This is a genomic window from Terriglobales bacterium (assembly GCA_035651655.1).
Lineage (GTDB): Bacteria > Acidobacteriota > Terriglobia > Terriglobales > Acidobacteriaceae > DASRFG01.
Genome location: DASRFG010000023.1, coordinates 1 through 23,469 on the forward strand (window position 1 = coordinate 1; position 23,469 = coordinate 23,469).

The 23,469-nt window shown below is 56.5% G+C and carries 19 protein-coding genes and 1 other RNA gene; 14 read left to right on the forward strand and 6 right to left on the reverse strand.

Annotation, left to right across the window (positions count from 1 at the left end; translation table 11 throughout):
* The 3 genes from VFA76_08490 to VFA76_08500 all read right to left on the reverse strand — a co-directional run.
* The coding region (locus VFA76_08490; protein ID HZR31876.1) for a BadF/BadG/BcrA/BcrD ATPase family protein at positions 1 to 1,533 on the reverse strand (1,533 nt) is incomplete at its 3' end.
* 93 nt (positions 1,534 to 1,626) lie between these two features.
* Positions 1,627 to 3,399, reverse strand: a complete 1,773-nt coding sequence (locus VFA76_08495) for a hypothetical protein (GenBank protein HZR31877.1) — start codon at positions 3,397 to 3,399, stop codon at positions 1,627 to 1,629.
* A gap of 325 nt (positions 3,400 to 3,724) precedes the next feature.
* On the reverse strand, positions 3,725 to 5,569 hold the full coding sequence (locus VFA76_08500) for a tetratricopeptide repeat protein (protein ID HZR31878.1): 1,845 nt from the start codon (positions 5,567 to 5,569) through the stop codon (positions 3,725 to 3,727).
* 208 nt (positions 5,570 to 5,777) lie between these two features.
* Here VFA76_08500 and VFA76_08505 point away from each other — a divergent pair, with 208 nt between their 5' ends.
* Positions 5,778 to 7,025 (forward strand): MFS transporter, encoded by a 1,248-nt coding sequence (locus tag VFA76_08505; protein HZR31879.1) that lies wholly within the window; start codon positions 5,778 to 5,780, stop codon positions 7,023 to 7,025.
* 185 nt (positions 7,026 to 7,210) lie between these two features.
* Positions 7,211 to 7,678: a single-stranded DNA-binding protein gene (locus tag VFA76_08510; GenBank protein HZR31880.1), complete on the forward strand. Its 468-nt coding sequence runs from the start codon at positions 7,211 to 7,213 to the stop codon at positions 7,676 to 7,678.
* 10 nt (positions 7,679 to 7,688) lie between these two features.
* Here the strand turns inward: VFA76_08510 and VFA76_08515 are convergent, their stop codons facing one another.
* Positions 7,689 to 8,672: a hypothetical protein gene (locus tag VFA76_08515; protein HZR31881.1), complete on the reverse strand. Its 984-nt coding sequence runs from the start codon at positions 8,670 to 8,672 to the stop codon at positions 7,689 to 7,691.
* A gap of 124 nt (positions 8,673 to 8,796) precedes the next feature.
* On the opposite strand from VFA76_08515, the gene VFA76_08520 reads away from it, so the two are divergent.
* Positions 8,797 to 9,771, forward strand: coding sequence for an endo-1,3-alpha-glucanase family glycosylhydrolase (locus VFA76_08520; GenBank protein ID HZR31882.1), 975 nt, complete (start codon positions 8,797 to 8,799; stop codon positions 9,769 to 9,771).
* A gap of 1 nt (position 9,772) precedes the next feature.
* Here VFA76_08520 and VFA76_08525 read toward each other — a convergent pair whose 3' ends face one another.
* The gene (locus VFA76_08525; GenBank protein ID HZR31883.1) at positions 9,773 to 10,831 is read right to left on the reverse strand and encodes a YpdA family putative bacillithiol disulfide reductase; all 1,059 of its coding nucleotides are present in this window, start codon (positions 10,829 to 10,831) and stop codon (positions 9,773 to 9,775) included.
* A gap of 222 nt (positions 10,832 to 11,053) precedes the next feature.
* Between VFA76_08525 and VFA76_08530 the strand changes: the two genes are divergently transcribed.
* Positions 11,054 to 12,502, forward strand: a complete 1,449-nt coding sequence (locus VFA76_08530; GenBank protein ID HZR31884.1) for an aspartate ammonia-lyase — start codon at positions 11,054 to 11,056, stop codon at positions 12,500 to 12,502.
* 209 nt (positions 12,503 to 12,711) lie between these two features.
* Here VFA76_08530 and VFA76_08535 read toward each other — a convergent pair whose 3' ends face one another.
* On the reverse strand, positions 12,712 to 13,701 hold the full coding sequence (locus tag VFA76_08535; GenBank protein HZR31885.1) for a beta-ketoacyl-ACP synthase III: 990 nt from the start codon (positions 13,699 to 13,701) through the stop codon (positions 12,712 to 12,714).
* Positions 13,702 to 13,852: 151 nt separating this feature from the next.
* Between VFA76_08535 and ffs the strand changes: the two genes are divergently transcribed.
* The 10 genes from ffs to VFA76_08585 all read left to right on the forward strand — a co-directional run bounded on the left by ffs (position 13,853) and on the right by VFA76_08585 (position 23,351).
* An RNA gene (ffs, locus tag VFA76_08540) (signal recognition particle sRNA small type) lies at positions 13,853 to 13,950 on the forward strand.
* A gap of 88 nt (positions 13,951 to 14,038) precedes the next feature.
* Positions 14,039 to 16,231, forward strand: coding sequence for a DUF3488 and transglutaminase-like domain-containing protein (locus tag VFA76_08545; GenBank protein HZR31886.1), 2,193 nt, complete (start codon positions 14,039 to 14,041; stop codon positions 16,229 to 16,231).
* Between the two features lie 64 nt (positions 16,232 to 16,295).
* A complete protein-coding gene (gene rimO, locus VFA76_08550) occupies positions 16,296 to 17,780 on the forward strand; it encodes a 30S ribosomal protein S12 methylthiotransferase RimO (protein ID HZR31887.1) in 1,485 nt (494 codons plus the stop codon).
* Positions 17,781 to 17,875: 95 nt separating this feature from the next.
* On the forward strand, positions 17,876 to 18,133 hold the full coding sequence (gene yacG / locus VFA76_08555) for a DNA gyrase inhibitor YacG (GenBank protein HZR31888.1): 258 nt from the start codon (positions 17,876 to 17,878) through the stop codon (positions 18,131 to 18,133).
* The gene (locus VFA76_08560; protein ID HZR31889.1) at positions 18,078 to 18,623 is read left to right on the forward strand and encodes a phosphatidylglycerophosphatase A; all 546 of its coding nucleotides are present in this window, start codon (positions 18,078 to 18,080) and stop codon (positions 18,621 to 18,623) included. The genes yacG and VFA76_08560 overlap by 56 nt, the downstream gene beginning before the upstream one ends.
* 22 nt (positions 18,624 to 18,645) lie before the next feature.
* On the forward strand, positions 18,646 to 19,701 hold the full coding sequence (locus VFA76_08565; GenBank protein ID HZR31890.1) for a gluconolaconase: 1,056 nt from the start codon (positions 18,646 to 18,648) through the stop codon (positions 19,699 to 19,701).
* 40 nt (positions 19,702 to 19,741) lie between these two features.
* The gene (locus tag VFA76_08570) at positions 19,742 to 20,986 is read left to right on the forward strand and encodes a competence/damage-inducible protein A (protein HZR31891.1); all 1,245 of its coding nucleotides are present in this window, start codon (positions 19,742 to 19,744) and stop codon (positions 20,984 to 20,986) included.
* Between the two features lie 81 nt (positions 20,987 to 21,067).
* A complete protein-coding gene (gene thpR, locus VFA76_08575) occupies positions 21,068 to 21,664 on the forward strand; it encodes an RNA 2',3'-cyclic phosphodiesterase (protein HZR31892.1) in 597 nt (198 codons plus the stop codon).
* 18 nt (positions 21,665 to 21,682) lie between these two features.
* Positions 21,683 to 22,300, forward strand: a complete 618-nt coding sequence (gene plsY / locus VFA76_08580) for a glycerol-3-phosphate 1-O-acyltransferase PlsY (protein ID HZR31893.1) — start codon at positions 21,683 to 21,685, stop codon at positions 22,298 to 22,300.
* Positions 22,301 to 22,310: 10 nt separating this feature from the next.
* The gene (locus VFA76_08585; GenBank protein HZR31894.1) at positions 22,311 to 23,351 is read left to right on the forward strand and encodes an NAD(P)H-dependent glycerol-3-phosphate dehydrogenase; all 1,041 of its coding nucleotides are present in this window, start codon (positions 22,311 to 22,313) and stop codon (positions 23,349 to 23,351) included.
* Positions 23,352 to 23,469: the final 118 nt, after the last annotated feature.

The window sequence follows — 23,469 nt, forward strand, 5'->3', positions numbered from 1 at the left end:
TTCCACTTTGAAGCCGAACGATTCGCACGTTCCTTGCAGGAAGTAACCATTGCCCGCCGAGCATTGGGTGTTGAGCTTGAAATCTTTTACCCGGCCGTCTTTAAGGACGATGATCTTGATGTCCTGACCGCCGACATCGCAGATCACATCAGCATCGGGATAGAAGTGCAACGCCGCCTGTGTGTGCGCAACCGTCTCGACCAGCGCTACGTCCGCCCCGACGGCGTCTTTCAAAATGTCTTTAGCGTAGCCGGTCGTACCCACACCCATGATTCGCAGGGTGGCCCCCTGGTCGCTCACCTGCTTCGCAACTTTGGCGACAACCTCTTGAGTGTCCTCGATCGGATTACCGTGCGAGAGCTGATAAGTCTTGCAAAGAACGTTGCGGTCCTTATCCACCAGCACAGCTTTTGTTGACGTTGAGCCGCCGTCAATTCCGAGGAATCCTTCGACTACCTGCCCTGGTTCAAACGTTGCCGGCACAAACTTTTTCTTGGCGTACTTGGTTTTGAACGCAGTAAGCTCGGCGTCATCTTTGGCTAAGGCCTGCCCGCCGCCCTTTTTGGCCTTTTCGATTGCGCGGCCTTCAGTGATGTACCACTCCAGCTTCTCGTAGCCTTGGTAAACGCCAATGCCGGGGTCTTCCTGCTTGCCGAACTCCACCGCACCGATGCAGGCAAAATATTGAGCATTGTCTGGCGTGCGAACCAACTCTTCCGGATCCACGCCCTCGGGCAGCGGATAATTCCGCTCTTCCCAGATCTTGGGGATGTTCGCTTTCCAGCAATCCCTCATGCCCTTGATGTAGCAATTCGGACCGCCGAGCAGCAGCACAACCGGACGCAGCGTATTGCCGCGGGTAAGCACCGAAAGGTTCTGCTGCACGATGGACTCGAACAGCGACGCCATCAGCTCGGGTGGCGGAACGCCTTGCTTCTGCAGGCCGTTGATATCGGTTTCGGCGAAGACGCCGCACTTGCCCGCCACGGGATGCAGCTTCAGGCCCTCATAGCCCATCTGGCAGAGCTGATCGGAGGGAATACGCAGCTTGGCGTTGATCTTGTCGATCACCGCGCCGGTTCCGCCCGCGCACTTGTCGTTCATGGAAGGCAGCTTTTTCTTTTTGCCGGTCTCGGGGTCTTCCTTGAAGATGATGATCTTGGCGTCCTGCCCGCCGAGTTCGATCACCGAGCCGCATTCGGGATAGAGTTTTTCTACCGCCAGTGACACCGCGTTCACTTCCTGCACGAATTTGGCGCCAATGTGCTTGGCAATGCCCGAGCCGCCCGAGCCGGTGATGAAGACGCGGTAATTCTCAAACGGCGTTGCCGGAAGGTCAGCCGCGATCGCCTTCAACATCTCGATCGCCTTCTCCGGCTGCTTGGTCTCGTGCCGCTGATAGTCCGCCCAAAGAATGGCGTCAGTGTCGCCGTCGATCACCACGACTTTTACCGTGGTGGAACCTACGTCAACGCCCATCCAGAGCAGGTCGTATTTCTTCTGCGGATCCGCTTTTTCGGTGATTCCTGGCATCGGTCTCCTAACCCAAACAGCAAAAACCTTTAATCACAAAGGACGCGAAGGTTCACGAAGCTAACGTACAGTCCAATTTGCTTCGCCGCGGCTTCAGTGCGCTTCCACGTGATACGGAACCTTGGTGCCCATCTTCTCGGCTACATCAATGGCAAAATTCGCTGCAGTCCCAATCACGCCTTTGTATTTCGGCACTTGATAGAGTGCCGCCGAAAGCTCCGGATTCTGCGCTACGTATTCCCTTAGCTCGTCAGCGCTCTTGCCGATCTTCTGCAACACGTCCTTGAATTCCAGCTTGGCTTTGGCTTTGGCCTCGCCCAGCGCCATTTGGACGCGGCTGTGAGCGTTGATCTCGCCTTCGCCGGAGGTTTCGATCGGCAGGAAGATCATGTCTTTGTAATGCGCAACCACGGCCGACTGTGCACCGTCAGATTGCGTGGAAGGCATGCAGCCGAACGGCTTCAGCGATAGCACCATGTGCGCCAGTTCTTTATTAGTGTAGTAAATGTTCTTGGCGACCTCCAGGTGGCCCTCGCCGCCTTCTGCGCGGGTGTTGTAGTAAGGATGTCCCACGCGCTGCAGTTCGTATTGGTTGACAAGCTTGTGCCCTGTCCCGCCGAGCGCCTCCACGATCTTGTGGTACTCGCGGGCAAAGATCATCTCCGCAGCCTTCAGTTTCATCAGCTTGTTGCGGTAAGTCCATTCAATCTTGGCGTGCTTATCCAAGCGCCAGCCGGCGGGCATCACCGCACCTTCCTCCAGCCCGCGCCGGTCTTTGGTCTTCTGGATCGCCTGATGGATGAGGTAATTGATCCAGGTTGCGATGGACTCGACAATGACCTGTGCGCCTTCACGGTTGAGGAAAGCGAACATGTTGAAATTGCCGTCGCCTTCGGTAGTCTGAGCCCAGAATTCGCCGGTGATCTTCACGATCGGCTTCACTTTAAGCCGATCCACTTTGATCGAGTTAAACCGGTCGCGAACGTGATTCAGCGCCTGCACGTAATCATCGCTGTAGAGCTGCTCCAGGAATTTGCCCAGATACTCGACAGTTCCCTTCATCGGCAGCATGCCCGCAACTTTGCCTAGACGTTCTTCAACCGTCCACGGTGACTTCTTCCGAAGCACTTCATACATGTAGTCCACAACTTCGTCGAGCACTGCATCGGTTTCGCCGGCGTTCACCTCAAAGGCGCGAATCTGATGCGCGACTTCATTGATCACGTCTCCCATGTTCATGCCGTTGAGCATGTTCAAGAAGAAGTCCAGATTCATTTCCAAACCGGCTTCTGCTTCGGCCTGGTTGAGCCCGCCCGACTGCTGGAACAACATGACGCGGAATCCGTCAAAGCCGGCATTGCGGAGGGCGAGCCGGTACTCAGCCTCATACATGCCGAAGCGGCAGGGCCCGCACGCGCCCGCGGTCAGGAAGACGTAGTTATTGATCAGGTCTTCGCGCTTTTGGCCAGCTTCTTCCAACTGTTGCAGATACTGCACCAGGTTGCCGACAGTGAAATATGTGGGATTGCACTGCCCGTTGTTGCCGTACTCTTTGCCCAGCTGGAACGCCTTCACGTTCGGCGTTGGCACGACTTCGCACTTGTATCCCAAGCCTTCCAAGGCACCCTGTACTAGTTTTTCGTGCTTCCAAGTCAGGCCACCAAAAAGCAGCGTGGTCCGAGGCCGCTGATCGGCTGTGAAGGCATGTTCAATCGGCTTATGGAAATTGTGCGTCTGCTTGTGCACAATGCCAGCTTCCTTTTCCAGCCGGGCACGCTCTTCCGCCACGCGTTGGCGAATCATTTCCTCAACCGTCGAGATCTGGATAAGTCCGCTGTTGTTCACAGGATGCGTCGAAGTGCTCATCGCTTCACCTTCATTTCGTGGCTTGGGGTGGAAGTTCTGTTCGCTAACGGATTATGCAAGATACACCACTAGCATTCGGGTAGTCGTTGCCATTCTTGTACTATTCCTTGCTGAATCGAATCCATTTGTAGCGAACGGCTGAAATTGCTGGTCTAAGAGAGTCTGACGCCGCTTAAGTGGGAGCAAAACATTGGCATTCAGTGACTTACAAGCTCTCCCCCGCATTGCGAAAGGCCTCCTGCGACCGTAGCCGCTGCGAAATTCAGCCGAAGTGATGCCGGGAAGGTAGCTTGCGATGAGTCTGCGGCGCAAGCGACAAAGCTCCTTAGGTGGAATGTCGCAATTTGTCGTATCGGACAGAGCTGCGCGACTCAACTGACCCGGTGAGGCCTACGCGATTGAGCAATTGCTGATATCGGCGGTCGGCCCGGAGCTTATCGCCCATAGGTTCGCTGGCAAGATACACCAGGTAATCGCAACGTTCGTCATATGCCCTGCTAAGCCAGCGGAATGCCTGGTCTTTATCGCCCAAGCCTTCGTAAACCACAGCAATGTATGCTGCGGGTACGTAGCGACCGGCCGAAAGCTGGCGCAGGCGCGACAGGATCTCCTTGGCGCCTACGGAATCTCCGGTGATGGCATCCTCGTAGGCCAGCAACATGAGGATTCCAGGATCCTCCCCGGCAGCTGCCAGGGCCTTGTGAAAGATTTCCTTTGCCTGGGCGTGCATGCCCTTCTGACCGTAAGCCCGTCCCAGATTGATGAGCCCGATCGCGAAGTTCGGATCAAGCTCCAGCGATTTCTGGTATTGCTCGATGGCCGCGTCGAACTGCCGGTTGAGATAGAGCACCTCGCCCAAAGCGGATGTGATCACTGGCGAGAGTGGATCCAGTTCTTGCGCCTTCTTACGTTCGGCAATCGCATCGTGTAGATGGCCGATGGCGGTCAGATAGTAGGCGTAATACTGGTGTGCTGTGGCATTGTCCGGACGCAACTGCAGAGCGCGCTGAAATTCCCGCTGTGCTCCACTGGAATCCCACTCGTATACCAATTTGGCGTAGCCCAGAGATACATGCGCTTCGGCGAGGTTGGGATCAATTTCTAGCGCTCTGTTGGCGGCGGCCTCAGCTTTTGGAAATGCAGCTTTAGGCGGTAGCGCGGTGTATGGCACTGAGCCGAGCAGTCCGTAGCAGTCAGCGAGGCCCGCGTGTGCGGCAGCATAGTTGGGCTGTTTCGCGATGGCATGTTCAAAGTACTGGACAGCTTTGGTCAGACTCTCAGGAGTGCGCTTGTTCCAGAAGTACCGGCCTTTCAGATACGCTTCGTAGGCTTCGGGGTCAACCTGGGGAGCAGGGGTTGAGGAGGTTGGCAGTTTGCTGCTGATCGCGCTGGCAATCGCACGGGCGATCTCGCTTTGAATTTGCAACACGTCGCTCAGATCGCGTTCGTAGCTTTGTGCCCAAACTTCAGTTTGATCCTGAACCTGGATCAGTTCTCCCGTTACTCCGACGCGCCCTCCGGCACGTCTGACACTCCCCTTCAGCACGTAGCCCACCTGAAATTCCTTGCCAATCTCACGCAGAGGTTTGTCGAGATAAGTTGCATTCAGAGCTACGACGCGGATCTTCTGCGGGCTGACCTGGGACAAGCGGGCGATCATCTCGTCCGTAAGTCCGGCGGCAAAGTACTGCTGGTCAGGATCTCCACCCAGATTCTTGAAGGGCAGGACGGCTACTCTCACTCTCGAAGGAGCGGGATTTCTCCAGTGCTCAATCCATCGGGCAATCTGGCCATAATTTGAGGCGATCGTGATGGTAAAGGCAACTGCAAGCGTGACGAAAACAAGACGCGAGACGTGGATGTTTTGCTTTGCTGTCTTCGGCGCCTCTACGGGGGTTTCGCTTGTGACATGCTGATTGCTTTGCTCTTGCTTTTCAATGCCGGCCTGGCGGCTGTGCCACCAGGTGTCGAGTTCAGAGCGGTAGGCGTAAACCGTCCCCAGCTTTTCGTGAAGATGGCGATGGACCGGGAGGCCCTCACTGCGCTCCCAGCGTTGGACCGTCCTGACCTCGCGGCGGAGATAGGCGGCAATTTCCTTCCAGGAGTCGAGGCGTTCACTGGCAGGGCGATCGCTTGACCCGAGTTGCGGTTCTGCGTCTAAGTCCGCCATTGCGGCTCCCAAGCCAAAGAAGAAAAAAGTGGAGCGAGTTTACGTGAGGGTGCGTGCCTTTTCAATCAGCCGGGCGTTTGTCGAAACAAAGTTGTAAAGAACAGTGTCACACTGTTTCATGTTTGCCGCTTGCTTTATAGCTTGCGGCGAAGGTCGGGTCTGGTAGTCTGCGTTTAATAAACGCGCCAGGGCACGACATTTCTTGGTTATGAGCTTCGGGAATTTCAGTTCGTACCAGCGACGGGTGCTTACCCTGTTAATGCTGATCAACTTTGTTAACTACGTTGACCGGCAGATGATATTCCCGCTGTTCCCTTTTCTGCGCCGGGACTTCGGCCTGACTTTCTTCCAATCTGGATTGCTCGCGACTTCGTTTACCATCGTGCTGTCAATCGTAAGTTTGCCTTTGGGAATGCTAGCGGACCGTACCTCGCGGCGGGCGGTGATTGCGGGTGGGGTTCTTTTCTGGAGCGCTGCAACTTTCTTCAGTGGATTGGTGCGCTCATTCCGGGGATTATTGGCCGCACGCGCTCTGGTGGGAGTGGGCGAAGCAGCCTACACGCCTGCGGGAGCGGCGATCATTTCGGCGGCTTTTCCTAAGACCATGCGAGCGCGAGTGCAAGGCGTATTTGATATCGGCATGTTCGTGGGCGGGGCAGTGGGAATGGCATTGGGCGGCATCATGGGGCAGTGGTTCGGATGGCGTCCCGCATTTTTTATAGTGGGCTTCCCCGGATTGTTGCTGGGTTTGTCGGTGTTTAAGCTGCGTGAACCGCGGCGCGTTACGCCAGACGCATTGTTCCCCATCGTTGAGCTGCTGCGTGTGCCGGCGTATGTGATGGTTCTGGTTGCGGGCTGGTTCAGCGCGTTCGCCGGTTATACATACATCGTATGGGGACCGGAGCTGGTGCAGACCTATAAAGGGTTCAGCGCGAGTGAATCCGGTGTAGTGCTGGGACTCACGTCGATTTTATCCGGCATGTGCGGGGTGTTAGTGGGAGCGACGGTTTCGGACAAACTTTCACAGGTAATGCTGGGGGGCAGAACAATAGTGATTCCAATCGGTTTCATTATTGCCGCGCCGCTGATTTATTTTGCCATTGAAAGCCACAGCAAGATGGGATTCGTGGTGCTGTTCGGACTGGGGGCCTTTTTCATGAGCTGGTATCACGGCCCGGTGACCGCAACTATTCACGATCTAATTTCGCCGCAAGGCCACGCCACCGCGCTCGGACTCTATTCTCTTTTTGTTAACCTATTTTCTATGGCAGTGGCGCCGCCTTTGGTGGGAAGACTGGCGGACCGGTATGGTTTGCCCAGCGCGCTCCACGCCGCCATCGCCGCCCAGTTGGTGGGTGGAATATTGTTTGTGGTGGTGGTGTGGTTGGCCCGGCGTCATCATGCGATGGCAGCCCAAGTTGCCGACCAGACGGAAGAATCGGCGGCAGCGTCGTAAGAGTTCCGGGTCGAACCGAAACGACACTCTCACACTGCAACATTTCCGGGCAAACACTTTAAGCCGCAATATTTCTGTTATATTGGGCTCACCAATCCCAGGACATCCGCCGTTCATTTCACAGCCAGGCTTGCACGGCCGGAGCCCCGGAGGGCACTCGCATAGATTAAAGAGGAGCGTCTCCCATGGCAAAAAGTGTTAACAAAGTCATCCTCATCGGCAATCTCGGCAAAGATCCGGAAGTGAAGTACACGCCCAACGGCATGGCGGTCGCGAAGTTCTCGATAGCAACCAATGAGCGTTTCAAAGATAAGGAAGGCCAGTGGCAGGACCGCACCGAATGGCACAACATTGTTGCCTGGCAACGGCTGGCGGAAATCTGCGGCGAATATCTGAAGAAGGGCCGCAGCGTTTACGTCGAAGGACGCTTGCAGACCCGTTCGTGGGATGACAAAGACTCCGGTCAGAAGAAGTATATGACCGAGATTGTAGCCAACGATATCGTATTGCTGGGTGGACAACGGGATGCTTCGGGTGGCGGGGATGACGCCGGTGGCCGCAGCCGGGGCGCTGCAGCCAGTTTCGACCAGCGCGTGCCCGAAGCCGACGTGGCGCACGCGACCACAATTACCGACGAAGACATACCCTTTTAGGGCTCCCGATTTAGCTTCGGCGTTTAGGCTGAGCGATTAAGGTCTGCTGTTCTCGATCCCAGCGCCAGGGACTGTCTTTGCCGTGTCTGTCGCTTTGCAGATGCACTCCACCGAACCAGAGATCTATCCCATTGTGGCGGATCCAATCTGCCTTACTGGCGAGCAGGCCTCTTCCGAACTGGGTAATTGAGTATGTACCCACCGCGCTTTTTTCGAGTGCCGGCTTGTGACCTGCGGCGAGCCGATCCAAACGTAAGTAAGTCGAGGAGTCACCCATAAAGGGTGTACTCTCGCGTTCTTGAGTAGCCAGAAACATTTCACCTCGTTCTTTTTTTCCGTCAGCAACTGCAAGAAGAATCTGCTGCTCGGTACGGGATAGCCCGTTGTGCGCTGATGGATATTCCTCCAAGAAGCGCAGCACAGCTGACTTCAAAAATGGCAACCCAGGCAGGTCGGCCTTGATGAGAGCGAGTAAGAGGGAGGGCTCGGCCGCGCAAAACATCTTCCACGCCGCCCGGCCGGAGGAGAATTGTTGAGGTGTAACCGTCTTGCGGTCGGGCAAGAGCTTGAGCAATTGCTGACCATTCAACATCCCAAGCCCATAAAACGGCACAACACCCGGATAGGCGTTGATGTTAATCAAACTCAGGCGCGTGTCACCCAGGTCCTGTCCCGCAAACCAATCTAAGAGCTGAATGAGCTGCAGCTGGTCGGTAAGGTCGTGCTCGAACCATAAAACTACTTCTTTGTATGAGCGGAACGATTTTAGTTTCTGGTCGCGCGCGGCGAACTGCGCCTTGGCTGTTTCGTAAGTTGCCCAGGCCAGGTCAGCAATATGGCGACTACGAATGCTTGAAAGCTCGTCGAAGCTGACCGGGGGAACCGGGCCTTCATACAGCAAATCGAGCCAGGACAAATAATCGCCTTCGAGACCGGCCTCTCGAAAACCGAAGATCACCGAGTCGCCGTTAGTGATGTGGAGCAGGGCGGCCATGGAGTAGGCGGCTTGAGTTTATGTATCTATGCCTTGCAAAACAAGCTCCAGCATCCCTGTCCAACACTGCTGCTGGATTGGACATCTAAGCAGTCTGACGTTTCTTACGCACTACAAACCTAATATGACGGTCCGGCATTCATTCACTCATTTTCTGCTCTTGCCTTGTGTGGCGTTGCTGCTCCTGCCCCTGGCGGGTTGTTATCGCAGCAACATGCAACAAGCACTGCGCGCGGCAACTATCCAGTCCCCTGAACCATGGCCGCAGCTGCTGGCCGCTTATCAGCCGTGGTTCGGAAATAAGAGCCACATGAACGTCGGTTATTCATCTGGAGACGCCGAGGTATTGCGAAAACAAATAGCGCAGGCGCGGCAGCTGGGAATCTCAGGTTTTGTGGTGAACTGGTACGGGCCACGCAAGGAATTTGAAGATGGCAACTATGCCAAGCTACAAAAAGTGGCTGCTGAAAGTAATTTTAAGGTTGCGATTCAATATGACGAGGCAGTGGACTCGCCGGGCTCCGCAACCGATGCCGTGCTGGTTGACTTGCGTTATGCCTATGATCTCTACATTGGGCCGCAGGCTGGTCCGTCACGCGATGCTTACCTGAGGTTGAATGGGCGCCCGCTGATCTTCATTTTTCCCAAAAACGCGGGCACTAACTGGAACCAGGTGCGACAGGGAGTAGATAGCTGGCCAATGCCCGACAAGCCCTTGCTTATCTACAAGGATTTCGATGGCCAATATAACGGTGCGTTTGATGGGTTCTATGCGTGGGTGAATCCTGGCAAGGGAGGCTGGACCCCGGACGGGAACAACTGGGGAGAAGATTACTTGCGCTACTTCTACACCACGGTGAATACGAAATTTCCCGATAAGATAGCGGTAGGCGGCGCTTGGCCAGGGTTCGATGATCGCAAGGCTGGCTGGAGCCGGAACCGGCGCATCAATTCCCGGTGCGGTCGGACATTCGAAGACACGCTACGAATGTTCCGCGCGTATTACAACGATTCGCATCCTTTGCCTTTTTTGCTGATTGACACCTGGAACGATTACGAAGAAGGAACGGCCATCGAAAAAGGATTGCCGAAGTGCTGAATCAAGCAGTGTCCGGCTTCAGTTTCCTTTTCAAATCTGCGGCAATGAGCTGTCCGTGAAAGCGGCCGTTTTCGATAAAGATCTCATTCGTTCGCGAGCCGGCGACGATTACCCCTGCAACATAAATTCCCGGGACATTACTCTCCAGCGTTTCCGGGTCGCAAACTGGGCGGCACTGATCCGCTGAAAGCTCGATGCCCATGCTGCGCAAAAAGTCATAGTCTGGGTGATACCCGGTGAGGGCGAAAACAAAGTCGTTCTTCTGAACCACCTCGCCCTCTGGCGTCTCAATTACGACTGATTCCGGCAGGATCTCCAGCACTTGGCTGCGAAAATAGGCGGCGACTTCCCCATTCTTGATGCGGTTCTCAATGTCGGGCTTGATCCAGTACTTTACGTGACTATGGATGCCAGGGCCGCGGTAGACCAGAGTTACGCGCGCGCCGTGCCGCCACAGCTCCAGGGCCGCAATAGCGGCCGAATTCTTGCCACCAATCACCAGCACATCGCTGTCGTAATAAGGATGCGGCTCATTGTAATAATGGTGGACCTTGGGCAAATCCTCGCCCGGTACACCCATGATGTTTGGCAGATCGTAGTAGCCGGTTGCGACGATTACTTTCCTAGTGGTGTAGTCGAAAATGTGACCTGCCCGGTCATTGGTGGTGATGCGGAAATCGCCGTCACGACCGTTAACGGTTTTCACCCACTCATACTGATGTACATTCAATTCATAGTGCTGGGCGACGTTTCGGTAATACTCCAGGGCTTCAGCACGCGTGGGCTTCATGTTGGCAGTATTAAAAGGGATATTGCCAATTTCCAGCAGTTCCGGCGTGGTGAAGAAGGTCATGTGCGCCGGATAATGAAAAATTGAGTTGACCAGGCAGCCTTTGTCGAGGACGAGCGCCTTCAATCCCAGGTTCTGCGCATCAATGGCACAGGCCAGCCCCGTAGGTCCGGCGCCGATCACCAACACGTCGGCGCTCGCATGGAGACGCGACGTTGCCTGGCGTCGGGTAAGGGTGTCGGGAATTTCGGTGGTCTTCTGAAGCGCCATGAATGTGCAACTCTGGCACTGAGATGCTCAGCGTTCGCACGGCAAAAAAGCGATTCTAGCATGTGGAATTTCGCGCACCCGGTTGGTGATGATTCCTGGTGCGGCCTCATACCGACAGCTCAGGGCGGGTTCCCCACGCCAGCCGCTTGCTATAATTTTCGCTGAGCTTCGATCGCGTAAGCAGTTTCAGTCCAGTTGATGCGGCACTCATCAGGAGTGACTATGGCCACCGCCACTAAAGACCTGACGCGCACCGAAAAAGATTCGCTGGGCACCAAAGAAATTCCTGCCGGCGTACATTACGGAATCCAAACCGCGCGCGCGGTGGAGAACTTCCCTATTTCCGGAATGCGGGCGCATCCTACGCTGATCCGCGCCTTTGGCATGGTGAAGCAGGCGGCGGCCGAAGCAAATCTCGAACTCGGATTGATTGACGAAAAGCGCGCTCGCGCGATTGTCCAAGCCGCGAAGGAAGTGCAGCAAGGTAAGTGGGACGGCGAGTTCGTGGTGGATGTCTTTCAGGCAGGCGCCGGCGTCAGCTTCCACATGAACAGCAATGAGGTGATCGCTAACCGTGCCATTGAAATCTTGGGCGGCAGTCTGGGTGAGTACTCGATAGTTCATCCCAACGATCACGTCAATTATGGGCAGTCCACGAACGATGTATTTCCTACCGGGATGCGGCTGGCGACCCTTCTGGAGCTGGAGAAGCTGTATGCCGCCTTGGAAGCTCTCGCTGCGGCGCTGGAGAAAAAGGGTAAAGAGTTTCACGACGTCCTGAAGTCTGGCCGCACTCATATGCAGGACGCCGTGCCCATGCGACTGGGACAGGAGTTCACGGCGTATGCAGGCGCCATTCGACGGGCGAGTGCTGCCATACGCCAGTCTTCGGAGCTGCTGCGCGAACTGGGACTAGGGGGGTCGGCAGTGGGAACGGGCATCAACACTCACCCTGATTATCGTGAGAAGGCGATCGCTGCCCTTGCGCGCATATCCGGACAAAAGTTGAAACCCGTGGACGACATGCGGTACGCCATGCAGTCAAATCTGGCCATGGCGGCAGTTTCGGGCGCGCTGCGGAATCTGGCGCTGGAGGTGATTCGTATCTCCAATGACCTGCGGCTGCTCGCTTCCGGGCCCAACACAGGCTTCGCGGAGATCAATTTGCCGGCGCTGCAGCCGGGTTCTTCGATCATGCCGGGAAAAATTAATCCGGTGATTCCGGAACTAGCGGCGATGGTGTCGTTCCAGGTGGTCGGCAATGACACTGCAGTCGCGCTGGCGGTGCAAGCGGGCCAGCTGGAGCTCAACGTGATGATGCCGACGATGGCATACAGCGTGCTGCAGTCCATCACAATCCTGACCAACATGCTGCACCAGTTCACCGAGTACTGCATCGCCGGGATCACGGCCAACGAGAAGCGCAATAATTTTTACGCGCAGAGCACGGTGTCCCTGGCGACGGCGCTGAATCCGTACATCGGATACGCCAAGGCGGCAGAGATTGCGAAGGAATCGGTGGCCAGCGGCCGGTCCATCATCGATATTGCACGTGAGAAAAAGCTACTCAGCGAGAAAGAAATTGCCGAGATCCTCGATCCCAAGCGTATGACTGAGCCGCAGAGGCCGCTGGAGGCAGCGGCAAAAAGAGAGGAAATAAAAAAGAAATAGTTTCGAATTTCTGGTTCGAGTTTCAAGCTTCTGCAGACTAACAACTCAAAACGCCTTAACCACGGAGGGCACAGAGGTTCACAAAGGAAAATCTCACCACAAAGGACGCCAAGGTTCCGCAGGGAAGATCAAACCACAGAGGATTTTAGCCCAGGAAAAGCGGTTAGTAAGCTTGAACTTGAACTTGAAACCTGAAACTCGAAACTGCCTCAGTACGCCCAGCGCAGAAGCGTGGCCCCAACCGTAAATCCCGCGCCCACGGATGCCAGCATTACCAGACTTCCCTTCTTCAGCTTGCCTTCCTGGCGCGCGCTGTCCATGGCAAGCGGGATCGTACCGGCGGTGGTGTTTCCGTAACGGTCAATATTGATGATCACGCTCTCCGGACGCAAGCTCAAGCGCTCCGCGGTGGCGGTGATGATGCGCTTGTTGGCCTGATGTGGAATGAACACATCAATGTCGCTGCCCTTCAAATTGTTGCGCTCGAGCAGACGCTCGCAGATGTCGGCCTGTTTGCGTACCGCGAACTTAAATACCGCCTGGCCATCCTGGTGAACGTAATGCATTTTCTTGTCCACGGTCTCGTGGGTGGCAGGATTGAGGCTACCGCCGCCGGGCATATAAAGAGCACAGCCGCCGGAGCCGTCAACTTCATGAATAAAATCAATGATGCCGGTCGCGTCATCTTCGCTCGGCTCCAGCAGCACTGCACCGGCACCGTCGCCAAAAATTACGCAAGTGGCGCGGTCGGTGTAGTCAATGATGGAAGACATGGCGTCGGCACCGATCACCAACACCGTCTTATGCGCGCCGGTAGAAATGAACTGAGCGCCGGTCTGAAGAGCGTAAATAAAAGCCGAGCACGCCGCCGACAGATCAAATCCCCAGGTCCCCTTAGCGCCGAGTTTGTGCTGCACTACACAGGCGGTTGAGGGAAAAAACATGTCAGGGGTGACGGTGGCAACAATGATCGCGCCGATCTGGTCGGTAGCCAGCCCCCGTTCGGCAAGCGCCCGGCAGGCCGCCTTCACTGCCAAATCGCTGGTCGCCACGCCTTTGTCCACAATATGCCGCTCCCGGATTCCAGTGCGCTCGAAAATCCACTGGTCGGAGGTCTCGACCATTTTTTCGAGATCGTGGTTGGTGAGCAGCCGAGGCGGGACGTAGGTACCCAAAGCAGTGATTTTGGCGCGCAGCATCTTATTCAATGAATTCTCCAATTGAAATCTATTGTGAGGGATGGAGCTCAGAATTGTCTAACGTATTTGCGTGAGGTGACACTGGCGCGGCATCAAGAGCGAAACTCGGGCTGCCTGTCCGGAGAGGCGATGGTAAAATGGTTAGGGTCAGGTATCGGTCCCGCGCAACGCAATCCCGCCAATCCCGCCAGGTCCGGAAGGAAGCAACGGTAACGGGCTCGTGCGTGTGCAGTGGGTTCCCGGTGCCTGGCTTTTTGTTTTGAGTGCCCCTTTTGCCTCTTCCCTTCGAGCCTGGACTAGCTAACAATAGATCAGCAGATTAGCCGTAACGCGAGCCATGCTCTTCGACGCCCAAGCGCCGCCATCCGCCACCGCTGCCGCTGCCAACACCCTAGAGCGTTACTTTCAAGTCTCGTTGTATTTGCTAATGGCAGCCGGGTTTGCGAGTGTAGACAGCACTGGTAAATTGGACGGCCCCTCGCTGCTTCTGATGGGGGCTGCACTCACCACCCGCGGGTACCTCCTCGCCAGAGGGCGACAATTCCTGTTTTCAGAACGAATGACATCATTGCTGACGCTCATTTACGTGGGCTTCTATTCTGCGGACATCTTCCTGCTTTCGCGAAATTTCGTAAGCGCAACCGTGCACCTGGTCTTGTTTGCGGCGGCGGTGAAGATGTTTTCTGTGCGCCGCGAGCGCGATTACGTGTACCTGGCGGTGCTTTCGTTCTTGATGGTGCTGGCCGCGGCGGTGCTGACGGTGGACAGCATCTTCCTGGCTGGGTTCACCTTGTTCATGTTGGTGGCGGTGACCACTTTCATTCTGATGGAGATGCGGCGGTCTGCGGCCCTGGCGGTGGTGCGCGCACGCGAGGATGACACACCGGCGGCCCAGCAGAAGATGGGGTATTGGCTGGCAGCCTGCGGGCCGCTGTTCGTTACCTTCATTCTGTTGACGGGTACAGCAATTTTCTTCCTGATACCACGCGTCTCCGCCGGGTACCTGGGCGCTTATGCTCCGGGAACCGAATTTGCTACGGGATTCAGTGAAAATGTGCGCTTGGGACAAATCGGCATAATTCAGCAATCGGATTCTCTGGTCATGCACATCCAGATCGAAGGAGCGCCCGGCGATGCTTCGGAAATGAAGTGGCGCGGCCTATCGCTGGGATTGTTTGATGGGCGGGGCTGGTCGAATCCCTTGGCGCAGATCGAAGCGCCACGTGTGAATGACGGACGTTTTCTACTTCCCACGGCGCCGGAAGAACGCGGAGCACGCCTGCCCTCTCGCCCGGTGCGCTATCGGGTAATCATGGAGCCGATTGGAACCAACGTCTTCTTTCTGGCGCCTAAGGCGGTTTCGGTTGGCGGGCCGTACCGGCAGATCGCAATCGATGGGGGGGGAGCTGTATTCAATGCGGACCGCGAGCGCGCTATTACCAGCTACGACGGTGTTTCTGAACTCGCACAACCGCCAGCGGCGCTGCTGCGAGCAACCAGCGGTAACTACTATCCGGCTTCGATCGCGCTGCGCTACCTGCAATTGCCGAAGGTAGATGCGCGAGTCCACGACCTGGCTCGGCAGGTCACGAATACCGCCAGCAATGATTACGACAAGGCGGTCAGCATCGAGCAGTATCTGCGCACGCAGTTGGGCTACACCTTAGAGCTGCCGCGAACCATTCCGCGTGATCCCATCGCCGACTTCCTGTTCGTGCGGAAGCAAGGACACTGCGAGTATTTCGCTTCCGCGATGGCCGTGATGCTGCGTACTCTGGGCATCCCTTCGCGAATAGTGAATGGCTTTCGCGGAGCTGAATATAACGACTTGACCGGCAGCTACCTGGTCCGTGCGCGCAACGCTCATTCCTGGGTGGAAGCCTACTTCCCAGGGCAAGGATGGGTGACGTTCGACCCGACACCCGCAGGCGATGCCCAGGCACACATCGGCTGGCACCGTCTGTGGTTGTATATGGACGCTGCCGCACAGTTCTGGCGCGAGTGGGTAGTGAACTACGACTTTGGCCACCAGCACACCCTGGCGCAGCAGAGCACGCGCTCGGGACGGGCGGTATGGGAAAGCAGCCGCGAATGGCTGGGCGCGCGCTATGCCAGGTTGCTGGAACTCGCGCGAGAGGTGCAGGATTCCGTCCGCCTGTCCCCAGGGCGGTGGGCAGGATATGGCATGGGCGCCATGGCGGCACTTCTGCTCGCATTGAACGGTGGCTGGTTGTGGAAACGCCTGCAATACCGCCGAGTGGCGCGGCGGCCGGAACGCTCACCGCACCTGGCTGCCAGCATCTGGTATGAGCGGCTGATACGGGCTCTCTCCCGCCGAGGATGGCAGAAATCGCCGATGCAAACCCCGCACGAGTTCGCAACCACGATTGAGGATTTCCGTGTACGCCGGCGGGTGACTCAATTCACCGATCATTACGAGCGCGCCCGCTTCGCGGAATCTGCGGAAGACGCGAAGAAACTACCTGAATTGTTCGAAGAAGTGACGAGCGGCGGGAAATCCGGGGATTGAGGGTCGGCGCACCCGGAAGGTGACCAAGCTCCCTAACTTACGAATGTTAGAATAGATAGATTCCATGCTGGTCAAAGAGCCCACTGTAGCGCCACCCGCCGACGAATCCAGGACAGCCAAGCCTAAGAAGGTCGGCTTTGTGAGCCTGGGGTGTCCTAAAAATCTGGTAGATAGCGAAGTCATGATGGGGCTGCTGAGCCGGGCCGGCGCCGAACTGACGCCGCATGCGGAAGATGCTGATGTCATCGTCGTGAATACCTGCTCCTTTATAGAGAGCGCGAAACAGGAATCGGTGGACGCGATCCTGGAGATGGCTCGCCATAAGACGGCAGGCCGGGCCCAGAAACTCGTGGTGGCCGGATGCTTGGTGGAACGGTATCGGGACGAGATTCGGAAGAACATTCCTGAAGTTGACGCCGTGGTTGGGACCGGTGAACTGGAAGGAATTCTCAATGCGACGGGTGTCAGCGCTGCCGCGAGGACCGAGCAGAATTCACCTTTTGTAATCTTCGGCTCTCGCCCGGAAGGCGAGGCGCGGGCTGCGCAGGGGCGGTTCTCACGTGAGAGCTGGGACGGCGCGATTTCCGATCTGCCCAACTATCTTTATGACGAGAGCACACCGCGGGTGCTGGCGACACCGCGGCACTCGGCGTACATCAAGATCGCCGAAGGCTGCGATCACCCCTGCAGCTTCTGCATCATTCCGCAGTTGCGGGGCAAGTTTCGTTCTCGACGTTTTGAGTCAGTAATAGCAGAGGCCGAACGCCTGGCAAGCAGTGGCGTGCGCGAGATCACGCTCATCGGCCAGGACACTACATGCTACGGGGAAGATTTCGGTCTGAAAGATGGGCTGGCGCTGCTGCTGGAGAAGTTGGCGGGCATTTCCGAGTTGCGCTGGGTGCGTTTTCTTTACGCCTATCCCAACAAAATTACCGAGCGTCTTTTGGAAACCATCGCGGCCAATGAAAAGATTTGCTCATACATTGATGTGCCGCTGCAGCACGCTTCAGCCTCGGTCCTCAAACGGATGAAGCGCGGCGGCGGGTACGAGATTTTCCTGCGGTCCATTGAAAAGATGCGAAAGGTCATTCCCAACCTCACTCTACGCAGTACGTTTATTGTCGGCTTCCCCGGGGAGACCGAGAGCGATTTCGAAGAATTGTGCGAATTTGTGAAGCAGGCACAGTTCGACTGGATGGGAGCATTTGGTTACTCCGACGAGGAGGGAGCGGGGGCTCATCAGCTGGATGGAAAACTCTCTTCGAAAGAGATTGAGAGGCGGAAGCAGCGGGTGATGCAAATCCAGCGGCAGATTAACCGCAAGAAGAACAACGCGCTGGTCGGCAAGCAATTCGACCTGTTGCTCGAGGGCACATCGGGCGAAACCGAACTGCTGCTGGAAGGGCGAACCGCGATGCACGCCCCTGAAATCGACGGCAAAGTGCTGATCAATGACGCCGGGGACCATGAGGATGTTCAGCCCGGCGAGTTTTATCGCTGCCAGATCACGGAAGCCCACGATTACGACCTGGTAGGCAAAATTGTGTAAGGTGGTAAGTGCGGAATCGGGGAATTGGAAACCCGGGCCCCGAAATTCTGATTCTGAATTACCGATTACCCGATTACGAAGTTACCCGATTGGTTATGCCTCGCAAGCGTGTCCGCAGCCTACGCTGTCCTACCTGCAAGAAAATAGTTCTGCGCGACGAGCCAGATTTCCCCTTCTGCAGCGACCGCTGCCGGCTGATCGATTTGGGAAAGTGGGCCAGCGGCGCCTATGTAATTTCCAGCCCGATTAGTGACCCGGAAAACGCGAATTTGGAATATTCTCCAGACGGTGAATACCGTGAACCGGGACCCACGGGGGAGTCGGACGACGCTGGTCACAAGCGGCGACACTGAGCCCGCCGCACGCGCTTCGGGGCCGCTGTGGGCGACTCTGCTGGCCACGTTCTTCGGGATTGGCCGGCTCCGACCCGGGCCGGGGACGTGGGCGTCAGCAGCGACCGTAGTGCTCTGGTGGGCAATCGCGCGTGGAATCGATGCGGAGAGGCCGTACTGGGTCGCGATCGTGCTGGCGGGAGTTGTGATTCTGGTCGGAATTCCAGCGTCAACAAGGGTGGCCCGAGCTAGCCGCAGCGCGGACCCCTCCTTTGTGGTGATTGACGAAGTAGCCGGCCAGTTGATTGCACTGATTACCTTGCCGCTCAGTTGGAAATCTCTGCTGGCGGGTTTTATACTTTTTCGGGCGTTCGACATCGTGAAGCCGCCGCCGCTGCGCCATCTGGAACGTATCCCGGCGGGAGCCGGCATCATGCTCGACGATGTTGGCGCAGGCTTGTATGCCCTGGTGGTGGCACGGCTTCTGATTCATCTTGGCTGGCTGCGCTGAAAATTGCTGCGGTATATAGAGGATGGGTATTTCCGACCGGGTTCTGGGCAAGAAAAACGTCAATGGCAAGCCGCGGATTGATTCCGTCCGGCCGGCCGCAGCTCTGCCAGGCGGGGAGATCCGCATTGTGGGCAGCGGCTTGCGCCCACCGGAGTTACGCCGTCCCCGGGTGCAGTTCGGCGAAGTTGAGGGCTCGATCCTGGTGAGCTCCGATGATTTTGTGATTGCTCGGGTACCGGAAGGGGCGACCTCTGGGCCAGTGGTTGTCGCCACGAATGGCCACGTCAGTAACGGGCACGAAGTGAAAGTGGCGGTTACGATTGCCGAAAACCTGCACCCGGTGACCAATCCGGCGCTTGACCTTGAAGGCAACATCTATGTGACGTTCTCCGGGTCACGCGGACAGAAAGTTCCAGTGGCAATCTACAAAATTGACACCAACTACACGGTCAAGCCGTTTCTCTCAGAGATGATGAACGCGACGGCGATCGCATTTGATCGCGAAGGTCAGATGTACGTGTCTTCGCGATACGACGGGACGGTTTATAAAGTAGCGCCCAACGGCACGATGTCCGCATACGCAGAAGGAATGGGCGTGGCCACGGGGATCGCATTTGATCGCGACCAGAACCTTTATGTCGGCGACCGGAGTGGAACAGTCTTCAAAATCGGCCGTGACCGACAGATTTTTGTTTTTGCCACCCTTGAGCCAAGTGTCTCTGCGTACCACCTTGCCTTCAGCAGCGAAGGCGACCTGTATATCACCGGGCCCACGACCTCCAGCTTCGATTCGGTTTACCGGATAAATCCGCAGGGGCAGGTCTCGATTTTTTATCGCGGCCTGGGACGACCGCAGGGGTTGGCATTCGACGCGGACCACAACCTTTATGTTGCTGCATCGCTTGGGGGCAAACGGGGCATTGTCAAAATTACGCCAGACAAGCAAGCGTCGCTCGAAGTGGCTGGCCACGGCCTGGTCGGGTTGGCATTCGCTCCTGGCCGCTCCGCTGTTCTGGCTACGACCAATGGGGTGCATCATCTCTCGTGGAATATTCAAGGCAAGGCCCTGCTGGACTAACTGACCTCCGAGAATTGCTTCCCTGATTTACACTGCTTTCGTGAACGCGGAGATCATTGCCATTGGCTCGGAGCTGCTGACTCCTTTCCGCCAGGACACAAATTCTCTTTACTTAACGGACAAGCTGAACCGGCTTGGCGTAGAGCTGGACTACAAGACCATCGTAGGAGACTCGCGAGAGCACTTGATGGCAGCGAGCAAGATCGCGCTGGCCCGAGCCGATGTCATCATTTTCATGGGTGGGCTTGGCCCTACAGAAGATGACTTGACGCGCGAGGCGGTTTCCGATGCGCTTATGCTGCCGCTGAACCGCGACCCGGAAATTATCGCCGCTCTTGAAAAGCGTTTTACAAAATATAAATTCAAGATCACAGAAAATAACCTGAAGCAGGCCGACGTGATCGCCGGGGCGACGGTGTTGCCGAATCCCAACGGCAGCGCTCCCGGGCAATGGCTCACCGGCACCTATGACGGCCGGGAGCGAATTATCATCCTGCTGCCCGGCCCACCCCACGAACTCAAACCGCTGTTTGAAGAACAGTGTGAGGAGCGCCTGAAGGCCAAGCTGCCGCCGCAGTTTATTGCCAGCCGCGTGCTCAAGGTGGCGATGTTAGGTGAATCAAGCTGCGACTCGCGAATCGCGCCGATCTACCAGAAATATCCACAGGTGCAGACAACGGTGCTGGCCTATGCCGGAGAAATCGAATTGCACTTGCGCTCGCGTGCCGATTCGCTTGAGGTTGCACAGGGACGGGTAGACAAACTGGCAGAAGAGTTGGAAGACGAGCTTGACGAATACATTTTCTCAACTAAGGGAGAGTCTCTGGCGCAGATCGTGGGCTATTACCTGCAGATGCGTGGTGCGACAGTCTCAGTGGCTGAATCCTGCACCGGAGGCTTGATCGGCGAACGGTTATCCTCGGTAAGTGGCAGCTCACGCTATTTTGTGGGTGGGGCGATTGTGTACTCCGATGAATTGAAGACGAAGTTTGCGGATGTGCCTCCCGCGCTGATCAAGAAACACGGTGCAGTAAGCAGTGAAGTGGCAACTGCAATGGCGGAAGGCATACGCAAGCGCTGTGGGACGACGCATGGCCTGGCGGTAACAGGAATTGCTGGACCGACCGGTGGCACGACGGAGAAACCGGTTGGGCTGGTGTATCACGCCATCTCGGACGGAAACAACACCGAGGTAATGGAGCGTAAGTTTCCCGGAGACCGCGAGCGAGTACGCTGGTGGGCATCACAACAAGCGTTGGATATGTTGCGAAGAAAATTGATGTGAGCCTTGATTTAGCGCTGAAAGACATCGAACGGACGAGGTTCCGGCAAGGGTCCTTCGCGACGCTCGGAATGATAAGTTGTCATGCGATTATTCGTAGCCCTCGATATTGAGGATGAGATCCGGAACCGTATCGCGCGTTTCCTTGAAGGCGTGCGGGAGTTCGCACCTGACGCGCGCTGGGTCCGTGCGGAATCGCTCCACGTTACATTGAAATTCATAGGTGAACAGCCGTCTCCCCGAGCAGAAGATATAAAGAAAGCTCTTGCTGGCATTCAGTCGCAATCGAGTCAAATTATTTTTCGAGGGTTCGGATTTTTTCCCACGCAGCGATCGGCACGCGTTTTCTGGGCTGGGGTGGAGGCTGATTCGAACCTCGCTTCCCTCGCAGCCCTAGTGGAGCAGCGGCTAGTTGATCTAGGCTTGCCGGCCGAAGATCATGCTTTCAATCCGCACCTTACGCTAGCGCGGGGAAGCCAGGAGCGACGAAGTTCAGGTGCGCCCAAGCATCTTTCCGGTGACCGCACCAACCGCAATTTTCAGCGCTTGCAGGATAAATTAGCGGCCATGCCTGTGCCAGAGTTCGGTACAATGACCGCCCGCGAGTTCTTCCTGTACGAAAGCAAGCTCTCGCCCGCGGGCCCACGCTATACCAGGCTGGAACGCTTCGCGCTCTCTTGAATGCGGAATTCACTTCTAATGGCCGCGTCGGTTGCGTACCTGCTGGGATCAATCCCCTTCGGTTACATTTTGCTGCGAGTTTTTCGCGGAACCGACGTCCGAACCAGCGGCAGCGGCAACATTGGCGCAACCAACGTGGCGCGGTCGTCGCCCTTGCTTGGACTCGCAACTCTGCTCCTGGATGCAGGCAAGGGTTTTCTGGCGGTCAAGCTTGTTGGAAGTTTTGAAACCGAGTGGAGTGCACCCGCTCAGCCGTTGTACAGCACTCTGGCTGTGGCTGCTTTCTTTGTGGTGTTAGGACACATGTTTCCCATATGGCTGAAATTTCGAGGAGGTAAAGGAGTAGCAACCGGCGCGGGCGCATTTCTTGCTCTGGTACCGCTGGCAGTTCTGGGCGCACTACTAGTTTTTGTAGCAGTGCTGTGGTGGTTCAGGTATGTGTCCCTGGCTTCGATTGCGGCGACGGCAGCGCTGCCCATTTTCATTTATTGGCTTTACGGGCTCTGCAGATTGGCAATGCGGCCCGTACTGGGCGTGTCTGTAGCTGTGGCCGTGTTGATCATTGCCCGGCATCACCAAAACATTGCCCGCCTGCTCAATCGCAATGAGCCCCACTTTGCCCTGAGGAACCGATGAGAGAAGTCGCATGAGCGAAATCGCGATTATTGGCGCCGGGGCCTGGGGGACTGCGCTCTCCATTGTTCTGGGGCGCAAGCCGGAACACAAGGTAAGGCTTTGGGCACACGAGCCAGAGGTGCGCGAGTCGATCCTTATGCGCCGGGTAAATGAATTGTTTCTTCCTGAATATCCGGTGCCGGAATCGGTGACGCCCACCAACAGCCTCGGCGACGCTCTTAATGGAGCCGAAATCGTGGTCAGCGTGATGCCTTCTCACCACTGCCGGCGAGTCTTTAAGAACATGGCACAGTTGGTGACACCCGAGATGTTGCTGGTTAGCGCCACAAAGGGTTTGGAGAATGAAACTCTGTTGCGAATGACCGAAGTGATTGCAGATGTCCTGCAGAGTGCGAATCGCAAGACTTCTCGCATTGGGGCGGTCAGCGGTCCCTCTTTTGCAAAGGAAGTCGCGCGCGGCGATCCCACCGCGGTGGCGATTGCATCGCGAGATGATGAACTGATGAAGACGGTGCAGCAGCAGTTCAGTGGTCCTTCATTTCGTATCTACACAAACCACGATGTTGTTGGGGTGGAATTAGGTGGAGCGCTCAAGAATGTCATTGCGATTGCCGCAGGCGTCTGTGATGGCCTCGGCCTTGGTCACAATTCAGTAGCGGCACTCATCACCAGGGGCCTGGCCGAGATAACTCGCCTGGTGATAGCGAGCGGCGGACGCCAGGAAACCATGGCTGGCCTCGCCGGACTGGGCGATCTGGTGTTGACCTGCACTGGCGATCTCTCACGCAATCGCTCCGTAGGGGTAGAACTGGGGCGAGGCCGCAAGTTGGAAGACATCGTGACGGGTATGCACGGAATGGTTGCGGAAGGTGTGCTCACAACTAATGCCGCGGTTGGATTAGCGCGAAAGCTCAATGTGGAAATGCCCATAACCCAGCAGATGCACGCTATCCTGCAGTTAGGAAAATTGCCGCGTGAAGCGATCCGCGAATTGATGACCCGTCCAGCCACAAGCGAAGTGGGGCTTTATCGGAACCTCGGAACGGGATGAGCGAAAGCGGGTACCCGCTCAACGGGTACTTTGGTAACCCTGCGCAGCCGCAATTTGCGTTTGTGGTTCAACACCGCAAAGTACAATCTAGCTTGACCTCCCCACAACTTGGCCTGAC